Below are 13924 nucleotides of genomic sequence, written 5' to 3'. Positions count from 1 at the left end.
GAGTAAACGTAATAATGCTTGTGTTTTTAGTCTTTAAAGACTGAGAAAGTATATATAAAAAATATTTTCAAAATCCAATTTCTAGTTGTCTTAGCAGAGAAATAGGTAAAAAAACTAAATATTAAATAAAAAAACCAATATTTTGGATAACTATTCCGTCGATCGACGTTTTTACATCCAATTCTATGCCTACTGACCACCCTGTTGACGTAAACGTGTAACTTATTTCACATATTGATTATTAGCACATAGTTTCACAAAGTCACTTGGATTCACATAATAAGTGCAACATCGTTAATCTAGAAGTAAACATGTTCGTATTCCCTTAAATAATTCATGTCGCTACTTTTCAAATCATTTCCGTGCCCTATTAACGCTTAAATATCCATCTCCCCCAAATACTAAAAGTTCGCTTTGCCCCTAATTAGCATTTGGGAAGGAGTATTCCGCCGATTTATTAAACTCAAATAATCCGATGCTTCTCTAACTGAACCTGTCGGGCTGCTTCACGAGCCATACGTCTCTTACGAGCATCACAAGGTTCTGGGCAATCACACACTTTCTCTACCCCAATGCTGCTTAAACCCCCACAGCTCCCTTGTATGCTTTTACGTTTAATCATATAACCTAATGACATTCCCGCAAAAGCCAGCAGGAAAAAGATGAAGGTTGCAATAAATACTTTTAACATTCCCTTCTCCTTTCATTGATTTTTCTGTAAGTATGGCTCAAAGGCTTTACTATAACGCTCTTCAAAGCCATTTTTTGTTTTTACAATCATAAAAACCGGGATATTCAAGCTTTCTGCAACTTTCAATCCTTTTTCCGGCCCTAACACATTCAACCCGGTAGAAAGCCCATCAGCACTCATGCAAACCGGTGCAACTACAGTAATAGAGACCAGATTATGCGAAATAGGATCACCTGTTTTTGGATCAATCGTGTGTGAATAGCGCACACCATCTTGTTCAAAATAGTTACGGTAATCGCCAGAAGTAGCAATCGACATATTTCCAGGCGTTATCACCTCCTGAGCACTTTGTTCCATTCCGGTATCAGAAGGCTTTTCAATCGCAATCCGCCACGGCAGATCTTTACCATTATGGCCTGATGTACGAACTTCACCACCAATATCAACCATGTAATCGTTGATATTCTGCAATTCCAGATATTCAGCAACAACATCTACACCATAGCCTTTAGCGATAGATGACAAATCGACATACAGCTCCGGCACTGTTTTAATCAGATTATTGCCTTCCACCGCCAGCTTCTCAATCCCCGTCCATTCACGACGTTTTTCCAGTTCACTTTCAGAAGGTGCTTTCGTCACACGGCCTTCAGGGCCAAAACCCCATAAATTCACCAACGGCCCCACTGTTACATCCAATGCACCATCCGTTAATCTATTAATACGGATCGCTTCTTTGACCACTTTTGCTGTCGCCGGTGATACAGGGAATAGCTTGTTAATTTCACGACTTTGATTAAAACGACTCAATTCAGAATCAGGACGATAAGTTGACATCTGGTCGTTAACCTCTTCCAGCAAACGATCAATCTCTTTTTGCAAAATTTCTGGCGAGGGGGCCGACGAGCCAGTGACAAATTTAATGACGTAATAAGTCCCCATCGTTTGCCCATGAATATTTTGCTGCTCCTGACCATCACATGCTGCCAACAACAGTACTGCAAACATTAACGCTATCCAGCTACTTATCTTTTTACGCACAATTCATTACCCTTCCTGAACCACCAGCGCCCACAAATTGTGGGCGCCAGCATTAAATCAAACTGTTTATGGCCTATCAGCCACCGAAATCATCCAGCATGATGTTTTCATCCTCAACACCAAGATCTTTTAACATCTTGATCACTGCGGCATTCATTACCGGAGGTCCACACATGTAGAATTCGCAATCTTCCGGTGCCGGATGGTCCTTTAAATAGTTTTCAAACAAAACGTTATGGATAAAGCCGGTGTAACCATCCCAGTCGTCTTCAGGCAATGCATCAGATAGCGCCACATTCCAGGTAAAGTTTTCATTTTCAGCCGCCAGCTGATCGAAATCCTCGGTATAGAACATTTCACGTTTAGAACGAGCACCATACCAGAAGCTGATCTTACGTTTTGAATTCAATCGATTAAGTTGATCAAAAATATGAGAACGCATAGGTGCCATACCCGCGCCACCACCGATGAAAATCATTTCCGCATCAGTATCTTTTGCAAAAAATTCACCGAATGGACCAGAAATAGTCACTTTGTCACCGGATTTCAGTGACCAGATATAAGAAGACATAATTCCCGGCGGCGCTTGCGAATCCCTTGGCGGTGGCGTCGCAATCCGAACGTTAAGCATGATAATGCCGTGTTCTTCTGGGTAGTTCGCCATTGAGTAAGCACGAACTGTCGGCTCTTTCACCTCAGAAACAAAACGGAACAAGTTAAATTTATCCCAATCTTCACGGTATTCTTTCGGCACATCATAATCTGAGTAACGAGCAATATGTGGTTGAGCTTCAATCTGAATATAGCCACCAGCACGGAAAGGCACGACTTCCCCATCAGGGATTTTCAGTTTTAGCTCTTTGATGAAAGTGGCCTTGTTATCGTTGGAGATAACTTCACACTCCCATTTCTTAACACCGAATATCTCTTCCGGTAATTTGATTTTCAGGTCCTGTTTTACATTAACCTGACAAGCCAGACGGCAACCCTCTTTTGCTTCACGCTTACTAATGTGAGAAAGCTCTGTTGGCAGAATATCGCCACCACCATCTTTAATCTTTACACGGCACTGACCACAAGAGCCACCACCACCACAGGCAGAAGAGACAAAAATGCCCTGGCTTGATAACATATTCAGCAACTTATCACCGGCAGGAGCGGTAAAACTCTTTTCCGGATCGCCGTTAACTTCAACTTTAATATTCCCGGTGTTAACTAACTTTGATTTTGCGAACAAAATCAGGGCCGTTAGTACCAACACAATCAGGGTAAACATCACTACGCCTAAAATTATTATATCCATGAACGCTTCTCGCCTTTATAACTGCACACCAGAGAAGGACATAAAACCCAATGCCATCAAACCCGTGGTGACAAAGGTGATCCCCAATCCTTTCAGACCTGCCGGAACATCAGCATATTTCATTTTTTCACGAATAGAAGCCAGCAAAACAATTGCCAACATCCAGCCTATACCGGAACCAAAGCCATATACGATAGATTCAGAAAAGTTATAGTCACGCTGCGCCATGAAAGAAACACCACCAAAAATTGCACAGTTAACCGTAATCAGTGGCAAAAAGATGCCGAGCGCGTTATAGAGTGAAGGGAAATAACGATCGAGGATCATTTCAAGAATCTGCACTAATGCCGCAATCACGCCGATAAAAGTAATAAAGTTCAGGAAACTGAGATCAACCCCTTCAACCAATGCACTGTCACGCAAGACAAAGTTATAAACGAGGTTATTGGCAGGAACAGAGATCCCAAGAACCACCGTTACTGCAATACCTAAACCAAACGCTGTGGTGACATTTTTCGATACGGCCAAAAAAGTGCACATACCAAGGAAGAAAGCCAACGCCATATTCTCAATAAAGACGGCACGGACAAACAGGCTTATAAAATGTTCCATGTTGTCAGTTACTCCTTCTCAGCCTGCGCTGGTTTCAAAGTCCTCAGACCCCAAATCAGCATACCAATAATGAAAAACGCGCTGGGTGCTAACAGGAACAAGCCATTAGGCTGATACCAGCCACCATTCTGTACGGATTCCATAACGGTAATACCGAACAATTTGCCGGAGCCAAACAACTCACGCAGGAAACCAACCAGTACCAGAATAACGCCATAACCCAGCCCATTACCGATACCATCCATAAAACTCTCAATAGGGGGAGACTTCATGGCATAGGCTTCTGCACGCCCCATGACAATACAGTTAGTGATGATAAGACCAACGAATACAGACAATTGCTTGGAAATCTCATAAGCATATGCCTGTAAAATTTGGTCTACGACGATAACCAATGATGCAATGATTGCCATCTGTACAATGATCCGTACACTGCCGGGGATGTAATGACGGATCAATGAGATAAAAAAGCTAGAAAATGCGGTAACCAACGTCACAGCGATTGTCATCACCAACGCAGTTTCCAGTTTGGTTGTTACAGCCAGCGCGGAACAGATCCCCAAAACCTGCAATGCAATCGGGTTGTTATTCAATAATGGCCCAAGCAGGACGCGTTTTATTTCTTTACTATCAGCCATCTTTCAACGCTCCTTCGCGTACTTTTTTCAGGAACGGACCAAAACCGTTATCGCCTAACCAAAAATCAAACATATTCTGCACACCAGCAGAGGTCAGAGTCGCACCAGACAAGCCATCAACACCATAAGGATTATCGGCAGCAGCACCGCCACGGACAATTTTGATCGCCGGATGGCCTTCATCATTATACAGTTTTTTACCTATCCACTTTTTACGCCATTGCGGATTATCAACCTCACCACCCAGCCCTGGGGTTTCTCCGTGTGAATAATAGGTAATTCCGCGGGCGGTTTTGCCATCCACATCAACAGAGATAAAGGCATACATAACAGACCACAGACCAGAGCCATAAACAGGCAGAACGATTTCACTGGTTTTACCCTGTTCATCCTTCACCAGATAGATCTCCGCCATATTGGCGCGACGGCGGATTTTCGCCAGATCCTTCTCAGGAGGCAATGCAATACTGGTATCATCACTGCGCAACGCATCATTCAGGTTAAACTTGCCATGACTCTTTTCAAGCGTTGCCGTATCCAGATTCAGTAATTCAGCTTTAATACGACTTTTAAACGTTTCTTTAAGCTCATCAGCACTCATTTGGGGGGTTAATAACCCGGCAACATCAAGAATGTTACGCTGTTTATCCAGCAGTTTTTGTTCCTGTTGCTGAGATTTCAGCCCTACCGCCGAGCCTGCTACAACAATTGAACAAACGAGGCAGAGCACAAAAACAACGATAAACGTTCTGCCGATGCTGTCATTATTTTTTTGTTTATCATTAGCCACGGGCTTTTCTCCGCTTAATATTGGCTTGTACTACCAGATAATCAAACAATGGCGCAAACAGGTTGGCGAACAGAATCGCCAGCATCATACCCTCCGGGTATGCCGGGTTAACGACCCTGATCAGAACACACATCACACCAATCAGAATGCCGTACCACCATTTACCTTTATCGGTAAATGAGGCGGATACCGGATCTGTCGCCATAAAAATCATACCAAAAGCGAAACCACCCAGAACCATGTGCCAATACCACGGCATAGCAAACAACGGGTTAGTGTCTGAACCGATAGCATTAAACAAATAGGAAGTTGCGACCATCCCCAACATGACACCAGCGACAATGCGCCATGAAGCAATGCGGGTAAACAGAATGATTGCCCCACCGATGAAAATCATCAGCGTAGAAACTTCACCAATAGAACCCGGAAGATTGCCAATGAAAGCATCCATCCAGGTAACAGGCTGACCGGTAACGGTATTCACTAATCCTTGGCTACCACCGGCAGCCCACTGAGACAACGGGGTCGCCCCGGAAAAACCATCAGCCGCAGTCCATACCAAGTCACCTGAAATTTGTGCAGGATAAGCAAAGAACAGGAAAGCGCGACCAGCCAATGCCGGGTTCAGGAAATTACGACCAGTGCCGCCGAAGACCTCTTTCGCAATCACAACACCAAATGTAATACCCAGCGCCGCCTGCCACAGGGGAATTGTTGGCGGAACAATCAACGCAAACAGAATAGAAGTAACGAAGAATCCCTCGTTAATTTCATGTTTACGGATAATGGCGAACAGGACTTCCCAGAAGCCACCAACAACAAATACAACCGCGTAAATAGGCAAAAAATAAGTTGCCCCAAGCAACATTTTACTGCCCCAACCCGCATCAGGTGTCAGTGAGGCACCAAGAAGTTGAGCAACACGATAGTGCCAGTCAGATGCCAGCAATTGTTGCAATTCTGCACCATTGTATAAATGATGCAGTGCAGGTAGCGCCTGTTGACCTACGTTATACATTCCCCAGAACATTGCCGGGAATACCGCCAGCCATACTGTGATCATCATACGTTTTAGATCGATAGCGTCACGGACATGGGCACGGCCAGAAGTAACGGTACCTGATGTATAGAAAATCGTCGTTATCGCTTCATACAACGGGTAATATTTTTCTAATTTTCCCCCGGGCTCAAAGTGGTGCTCAATTTTTTCAAACAAGTTTTTCAGGCCCATGGATCATCCTTCCTGCTCAATCTTAGTCAGCACTTCACGCAGTACCGGACCATATTCATATTTGCCGGGACAGACATAGGTACAAAGCGCCAAGTCTTCCTCATCTAACTCCAGACAACCCAGTGCCTGAGCACTATCGGTATCACCTGCAAGCAGATCCCGCAGCAAATGCGTTGCCATCACATCCAAAGGCATAACACGCTCATAGTTACCGATTGGCACCATAGAGCGTTCACCACCATTCATCGTGGTTGAAAAAGCAAAACGCTTATTCTTCAGGAAATGACCAATAGTAGTTCGAGTAACAGAAAACTTATCGGTGCCCGGCATGATCCAACCAAACAGCTCTTTTTCGCGGCCTTCACGCAAAACAGAAACTAAGGTGTGGAAACGTCCAAGATAGTGATGAGCATCATCTGACTGCGTACCACACAATACAGAGCCTGAAATAATACGGTTTTCACCCGCGTTCAATTGATCCTGAGTCAACTCAAGTAGGTCTGCACCCAAGCGGGTGCGTATAAGACGCGGCTTCTCAACTTGTGGCCCTGCCAGTGCTATAACCCGGTCAGTATAAAGTGTGCCGGTAGTGAATAACTTACCGATAGCAATCACATCCTGATACCCCAGGTGCCATACCGTTTTTGTCGCACTGACGGGTTCAATAAAGTGGATGTGAGTTCCAGCAAGTCCCGCAGGATGTGGACCAGAGAACTGATTATAAGTGATTTGTGCATTATTACCGGCATTCGGCAAACTTCCTGCACCGTGGCAAACATGAACTTTACCTTCGGTTAATCTGGTCAGCACATTCAGACCATCAACAAAAGCCTCTTCCTCGGTAGCGATAACCACCTGTGGATTTGCAGCCAGAGGCTGGGTATCCATTGCTGTTACAAAAATTGCTTTCGGCGAGGAGCCGAGAGCCGGGCTTTGACTGTAAGGACGGGTACGCAGTGCAGTCCATAACCCGGAATCAATCAGATTCTTTTCTGCTTGTTCCCGAGATAACTGGGCAAGTTGACAACGATCATAACGGTCAAAATCAACCTGCTCGTCTCCAGTTATCTCAATCACAATTGACTGAAAAACACGTCGCTCACCACGATTAATCGCAACGACCTGCCCACAGGCCGGACTGGTGAAAACTACCCCTGAATTCTTTTTATCTTCAAAAAGAATCTGGCCTTTCTTAACATGCTCACCTTCCTTAACCAACATAGAAGGACGCATTCCAACATACTCATCACCCAGCAGTGCTACATGGCGAATCGTCGGACCGTCTTCTATCACTTGAGCAGGCGCTCCTGCAATCGGGAGGTCGAGTCCTTTTTTAATTTTAATCATAAGATTTGCACAAGTTTATCAATTAAATCATATGCTACAGATTACCTGGTGGTAACATAGCCACTCTATAAAAAACCCCTTAAGTCACGAATCGTGCTCAGGTTATAATTCTCCGATAATTGTTACGATTTTCTTTTAATCTCAGGGCGGCAATTTTAACATCTCCCTCTTTCGACTGTCTGACTAATCAAGTGATTTAGTTCAAGCAAACAGGAATAATTTTGACCCTGAACAATCAACAGATCGCAAAAAACGAACTATTGCATCACCTTTCCCGACAGCTGATTATTTTTTGATCTCATGATCACTTTACAGGATAAAACCATGGTTATTATTTTTTATTCACAAAATCGAACACTCATGGCAATCTTAAGCTAAATTTCAGGTTAGCCCACAACATCTCTATACGGTAGTCACATGAAAAAAACTGCTGCTTTTGCTGCAATAACATTGTTGTTTTTTAGTTCATTCCTACCTGTCTATGCTCAGGATACTTTAGTTCAACTTAAGCAAGGCTCCCCCACGCCACCCGGATATCCCATCTTTATCCAAATATTCAAAGAGGAGCGGATACTGGAGCTTTACACTAAAAATAATCATGGAAACTACCAACTGACTAAAAGCTACCCCATTTGCAATTACTCTGGTGGCCTCGGCCCTAAAACCACAGAAGGTGATTTGAAAAGCCCAGAAGGTTTTTATCGTGTAAAAACCAGTCAGCTAAATCCAAATAGTCGGTATTACCGATCTATTAATCTCGGTTTTCCAAATGAATACGATAAATCCAGAGGCTACTCCGGCAACCATTTAATGATCCACGGCGAGTGTAAATCTGTCGGTTGTTACGCGATGACTAACGGTTACATGGATGAGATTTACCATTATGCAGAAAGTGCATTATTACGCGGACAGTATGAAATTGATATCAGCATTTATCCATTCAGAATGACACCGAAGAACATGTTACGCCACCGCTCATCCTCCCATTATCTATTTTGGCTGCAATTACAACCGGCCTATGAGTATTTTGTCAAAAATAACCGGCCGGCAGCGATTAACGTCATCAATGGTCAATATTCGGTTAACTCAACACCTTATAAATCGCCATCTTTGCAGAATCAATCACGATATGCGCTCACCAAGATGAAATAGCGCATAATCACCCGGCTCAATCCGGTTCCAGGACTCATTGCCGGTTAAAGGTTGAGTCACAATGACAGAAACGACATCATCCGGCTTAGTGTGCTGTTGGAAATCAATTTCAACATCCTGATCCAAAAGTTTTGCTTTACCAAACGGCGCACGGCGGGTAATCCAATAAAGATGAGTTGAACAATATGCCATCACAAAACACCCATCTGACAGCAGCATATTAAATACACCTTTTTTCCTGAGTTCATCCGCCAGTGAAGCAATAAAACGAAAAACCGCAGGCCAGTTAGAGGGAGTCCTTGGATATTTTTGTGAGAGTTGATGTAAAATCCAGCAAAAAGCATGTTCGCTGTCAGTTTGCCCGACAGGCCGATATTGACCGGTTTCAAGCCGCCGATAACCCTTAAGTTGCCCATTATGGGCATAGGTCCAATTGCGCCCCCACATCTCACGGATAAAAGGGTGGGTATTTTCCAACGCCACATTACCCCGGTTAGCCTGCCGGATATGCGAAATCACCACTCTGGATTTAATCGGGTACTCTTGTACAAAACGGGCAACGGGTGAATGGCAACCTGGTTGATGATCTTTAAATGTGCGACAACCCCGCCCCTCATAGAAAGTGATCCCCCAACCATCTTTATGAGGCCCGGTATGACCGCCACGCTGAATCAGACCACTTAAACTAAAGCAGATATCTGTTGGCACATTTGCACTCATGCCAAGTAATTCACACATTGCCCACCTCTGTAGCCGCTAAAATCAAGCTCTAACCATCTCTTTTTCAATAAGTTGAATCAGGATATGAATAACTTTGATATGAATTTCCTGAATACGATCTGCATAGCCAAAATGCGGGACACGAATTTCCACATCCGCCACGCCGGCCATTTTACCGCCATCTTTACCTGTTAGCGTAATCACTTTCATGCCTTTTAAACGGGCAGCTTCAACGGCTTTGATAATATTGCCGGAATTACCGGAAGTGGAGATACCCAGCAAGACATCCCCTGCTTGCCCGACCGCTTCCACATAACGGGAAAAAACGAATTCATAACCAAAATCATTACTGACGCAGGAAAGATGGCTGGCATCAGAAATCGCAATCGCCGGATAGCCCGGACGGTTTTCACGGTAACGGCCTGTCAATTCTTCCGCGAAATGCATTGCATCACAGTGCGAACCACCATTACCGCAAGACAGTACCTTGCCACCCGCTTTAAATGAATCAGCCAGTAATACCGCCGCTTTTTGAATCGCTTCAATATTTGCATCGTCACTTAAAAACTTTGCCAGCGTATCTGCGGCTTCGCTCAATTCACTGCGGATCAGGTTTTGATACATAGGTTCCTCATTTCAGTCATCAGGTAATCTTTAATGTTATGCCGAATGGCAAGTTTACCGGATCAAGAGTATTGAAAGAAGATGCCATCCCATTTTAGGGAAATTAATCCGCTCCCGATTACCACGAGTTTGTGAGCTGCATTGTAATTAAGATGTAAATATATTGCTAAAAACAGTTTCCTGGTCTAAAAAGAAAAGAACACCAACAGGTCAGACCTCTGATGACTTGGCCGACCCTGAGATTAACCAGGAGCTTTTATTATGACCACATTGAGTATCATTCTATTTTTAGTCTTGATTGGGATACTTTGTTATCACAAAGTCAATCTCAGCCTCAGCAGCCTACTGCTCCTCGTCTATACCGCCTTAATGGGCGCTATTGATGCATGGAGCTACTGGATGTTGCTACCCATGGCCATCATTCTATTCCCGTTGAATTTTGCGCCAATGCGTCATTCCTTATTTACTGTTCCGGCATTAAAAGCCTTCCGTAAGGTGATGCCAAGTCTATCCCGCACGGAAAAAGAAGCGCTTGATGCCGGCACTACCTGGTGGGAAGGCGAACTGTTCCGCGGTGAACCCGATTGGAAAAAACTACATGATTATCCAAAGCCTCAGTTAACCGCGGAAGAACAAGCATTTTTGGATGGACCGGTAGAAGAAGCCTGCCGCATGACCAATGATTTCCAGATAAGCCATGAACTTGCCGATTTACCACCTGAGTTATGGAACTACCTGAAAGAACACCGCTTCTTTGCCATGATTATTAAAAAAGAATATGGCGGCCTGGAATTTTCAGCTTATGCGCAAGCACGGGTATTGCAAAAACTGGCGGGGACATCCGGCATTCTGGCTATCACCGTAGGTGTACCAAACTCCCTCGGCCCAGGTGAATTATTACAGCATTATGGCACCGACGAACAAAAGAACCGCTATCTACCAGGACTTGCCCGTGGTGAAGAGATCCCTTGTTTCGCTTTGACCAGCCCGGAAGCCGGCTCTGATGCAGGATCAATCCCGGATACCGGCGTAGTTTGTATGGGAGAATGGCAAGGCGAACAAATTCTGGGTATGCGTCTAACCTGGAACAAACGTTACATCACCCTTGCCCCTATCGCCACCGTACTTGGTCTGGCTTTCAAACTGTCTGACCCTGACAATTTACTGGGCGATACAAAAGAGTTAGGCATTACCTGTGCATTGATCCCGACAAATGTACCAGGAGTCGAAATTGGTCATCGCCATTTCCCGCTGAACATTCCATTCCAGAATGGTCCGACTCGCGGTCAAGATATTTTTGTACCTATCGACTATATCATCGGTGGACCGAAAATGGCCGGACAAGGCTGGCGGATGTTGGTTGAATGTCTGTCTGTTGGCCGTGGCATCACCCTGCCGTCAAACGCAACCGGGGGGGTGAAAAGCGTTGCTATGGCGATTGGCGCATACGCTTATATTCGCCGTCAGTTCAAAATGCCAATTGGTAAAATGGAAGGGATTGAAGAGCCGCTAGCACGTATTGCCGGTAACGCCTATCTGATGGACGCCGCTTCAACGCTTGCTACAACAGGTATCATGTTGGGCGAGAAGCCCTCCGTATTATCGGCGATTGTGAAATATCATTGTACTCACAGAGGCCAGCGTTCGGTTATTGACGCAATGGATATTGCTGGTGGTAAAGGTATTTGCCTTGGCCCATCCAACTTCCTTGCCCGCGCTTATCAGGGCGCACCTATCGCCATTACCGTTGAAGGTGCCAATATTCTGACCCGCAACATGATTATTTATGGTCAGGGAGCTATTCGCTGTCATCCTTATGTACTTAATGAAATGGCTGCGGTTGAAAATAACCGTATTAAAGATTTTGATAAGGCATTGTTTAGCCACCTCGGTCACGTTGCCAGTAACCTGTTACGCAGTTTCTGGCTTGGCCTGACCAATGGCCGCACCAGCAGCACACCGGTTAATGATGCAACCCGCCGTTACTATCAGCAATTAAACCGCCAGTGTGCCAACCTTGCGCTATTATCAGATGTGGCAATGGGGGTATTAGGTGGCAGCCTGAAACGTCGTGAACGTGTCTCCGCCCGTCTTGGAGACGTTCTGAGTCAAGCATATTTGGCCTCAGCGACCTTGAAGCGTTATGAAGATGAAGGTCGTCAAAAAGAAGATTTACCGCTAGTCCAATGGGCCGTTCAGGATAGCTTGTATCAGGCAGAACAGGCGATAGATAATTTACTGCGTAATTTCCCGAACCGTCTGGTTGCAGGTCTGATGCGTGCTATTGTCTTCCCATTAGGACGTGTACATTCAGCCCCATCTGACCGTCTGGATCACAAACTGGCGCAGCTCTTACAACAACCTTCAGCTACCCGTGATCGCATCGGTCGTGGTCAGTTCCTGACACCGACCGAACATAACCCTCACGGATTATTGGAAGAAGCTCTGCACGATATTATTGCCGCAGAACCGATCCACGCCCGCCTGAGCCGTGAAGCAGGTAAACGCCTTAGCTTTACCCGCCTGGATAAACTGGCGGAACAGGCACTGGCAGAGCATAAGATTTCGCAAGACGAGGCTGAAATTCTGAAACGCGCTGAAGCAAGCCGTCTGCGTTCTATTAATGTCGATGAGTTTGAACCAGAAGTGTTGGCTGTTCCTGCTCCCGTCGAAAAGCCAAGAACGCAAGCAGCCTGATACTGCTGACAACGAAAGAATGAACGTAATCACGGGGCGATACCCTAAGGTATCGCCCCAGATTGTTAACCAATCCATTTAAAAACAAGGGATGTTTTCGCATCGTCGAAAATTTCAGATAATGTGTTGTCGGTTTATTGGTTTTTCTACAATGCTTTAATGGCATTAACGAAAGTGAAAGGTCTGACGGATTAATATAAGTGAAAGCAGCTAACAACGTAGTAATTTAAAAAATAAAAAGAATAAATCAGCCAGTAAATAGCCTGATGATATAAAGATACCCCTTTATATTTCTTCGGATAATCAAGCCTTTTTCAGGGCTTTAATCCGGCTAAATCAACCGTTTTATCCATTTTTTTATTGCACTATTTATTTAATAGCTTATCATGTGAATCCGCCCTCGTTTTTCATTTTCTTGTATTTTATTTTTTTAGGTTTAAAACCAGCGAGAATAACAGATGAGTTAACGGTATTAATAACAACGTTCATTTTTCTAATAATCTTTAATGCTTTTTAACTGACAATCTGCTTAATATGGTTAACCCTGTTAAATGCTTTAATATAATCGCATGTTTTTGTTATTGGGTTAATGTTATTATTTTGTCACGGTGGATTCACATAATAATTGCACATCGTTAATCTGGAAGTAAACATGTTCGTATTCCTTTAAATAATTCATTCGGTATTTTCCCACCCTGTGTTTTTCCGGGGCGGTTATTAAATGATTTTACCGATTTATTTAAACACCATTTAAATAGATGTCGATCGGTAAGCTGTTTTTTTCGGTGATCCGTTAAATAAGATTCTAAAATGGTGCTACATCTTATATCACTCATAACTCTATGTATAACAATTGGTTGAAGAAGGCTGTGTGTGGCAGAATTATGAAACGTTATTTAACTGAGGATAAAAAACAGGTATCCATTAATGCCAGATTTTGAAAAGGTACAGAATAACTAAAAACGGCTTATTCCCTATCATGTTTAATGTGTTTATCAACGATGTTATCCTTCGCTTATTTTACATTTACCTGTCCTGCCATAACCATTTAAAAGCACGAAAACAGATGTATTAAAGC

General features: G+C 44.1%; 12 protein-coding genes. 2 read left to right on the top strand and 10 right to left on the bottom strand.

Features of this window, described 5'->3' with window-relative positions; all coding sequences use genetic code 11:
- Positions 1-463: 463 nt before the first annotated feature.
- The 8 genes from nqrM to C5471_RS04430 form a co-directional block, all read right to left on the bottom strand.
- The gene (nqrM, locus tag C5471_RS04465) at positions 464-691 is read right to left on the bottom strand and encodes a (Na+)-NQR maturation NqrM (protein WP_133815284.1); all 228 of its coding nucleotides are present in this window, start codon (positions 689-691) and stop codon (positions 464-466) included.
- A 12-nt stretch (positions 692-703) separates the two neighbouring features.
- Entirely contained in the window at positions 704-1699 is a 996-nt protein-coding gene (locus C5471_RS04460; RefSeq protein ID WP_207627203.1) for an FAD:protein FMN transferase, read from the bottom strand.
- A 109-nt stretch (positions 1700-1808) separates the two neighbouring features.
- The gene (nqrF, locus tag C5471_RS04455; protein ID WP_133815282.1) at positions 1809-3035 is read right to left on the bottom strand and encodes an NADH:ubiquinone reductase (Na(+)-transporting) subunit F; all 1227 of its coding nucleotides are present in this window, start codon (positions 3033-3035) and stop codon (positions 1809-1811) included.
- Between the two features lie 15 nt (positions 3036-3050).
- Positions 3051-3647, bottom strand: a complete 597-nt coding sequence (nqrE, locus tag C5471_RS04450; protein ID WP_023045063.1) for an NADH:ubiquinone reductase (Na(+)-transporting) subunit E — start codon at positions 3645-3647, stop codon at positions 3051-3053.
- An 8-nt stretch (positions 3648-3655) separates the two neighbouring features.
- Entirely contained in the window at positions 3656-4285 is a 630-nt protein-coding gene (locus C5471_RS04445) for an NADH:ubiquinone reductase (Na(+)-transporting) subunit D (protein ID WP_133815281.1), read from the bottom strand.
- On the bottom strand, positions 4278-5075 hold the full coding sequence (locus tag C5471_RS04440; protein WP_133815280.1) for a Na(+)-translocating NADH-quinone reductase subunit C: 798 nt from the start codon (positions 5073-5075) through the stop codon (positions 4278-4280). Before C5471_RS04440 ends, C5471_RS04445 begins: the two co-directional genes overlap by 8 nt.
- Entirely contained in the window at positions 5068-6306 is a 1239-nt protein-coding gene (locus C5471_RS04435; protein ID WP_133815279.1) for an NADH:ubiquinone reductase (Na(+)-transporting) subunit B, read from the bottom strand. Before C5471_RS04435 ends, C5471_RS04440 begins: the two co-directional genes overlap by 8 nt.
- Before the next feature lie 3 nt (positions 6307-6309).
- Positions 6310-7653 carry a Na(+)-translocating NADH-quinone reductase subunit A gene (locus C5471_RS04430; RefSeq protein WP_133815278.1) on the bottom strand — a complete coding sequence of 448 codons (1344 nt, stop codon included), beginning with the start codon at positions 7651-7653 and terminating at the stop codon, positions 6310-6312.
- Positions 7654-8070: 417 nt separating this feature from the next.
- Between C5471_RS04430 and C5471_RS04425 the strand changes: the two genes are divergently transcribed.
- Complete coding sequence (locus tag C5471_RS04425) at positions 8071-8805, top strand: L,D-transpeptidase family protein (protein WP_133815277.1); 735 nt, start codon at positions 8071-8073, stop codon at positions 8803-8805.
- Here the strand turns inward: C5471_RS04425 and C5471_RS04420 are convergent.
- Both C5471_RS04420 and lpcA read right to left on the bottom strand, forming a co-directional pair.
- Positions 8776-9543 (bottom strand): class II glutamine amidotransferase, encoded by a 768-nt coding sequence (locus C5471_RS04420; RefSeq protein ID WP_133815276.1) that lies wholly within the window; start codon positions 9541-9543, stop codon positions 8776-8778. The genes C5471_RS04425 and C5471_RS04420 overlap by 30 nt on opposite strands.
- Before the next feature lie 24 nt (positions 9544-9567).
- Positions 9568-10149, bottom strand: coding sequence for a D-sedoheptulose 7-phosphate isomerase (gene lpcA, locus C5471_RS04415; RefSeq protein WP_133815275.1), 582 nt, complete (start codon positions 10147-10149; stop codon positions 9568-9570).
- A 261-nt stretch (positions 10150-10410) separates the two neighbouring features.
- Here lpcA and fadE point away from each other — a divergent pair, with 261 nt between their 5' ends.
- Complete coding sequence (fadE, locus tag C5471_RS04410; RefSeq protein ID WP_133815274.1) at positions 10411-12846, top strand: acyl-CoA dehydrogenase FadE; 2436 nt, start codon at positions 10411-10413, stop codon at positions 12844-12846.
- Positions 12847-13924: the final 1078 nt, after the last annotated feature.

Origin of the sequence: Photorhabdus tasmaniensis (genome assembly GCF_011189505.1) — a bacterium.
GTDB lineage: Bacteria > Pseudomonadota > Gammaproteobacteria > Enterobacterales > Enterobacteriaceae > Photorhabdus > Photorhabdus tasmaniensis.
Note: the sequence above shows the minus strand (reverse complement) of the source record. Positions and strands in the feature narration are given on the sequence as shown.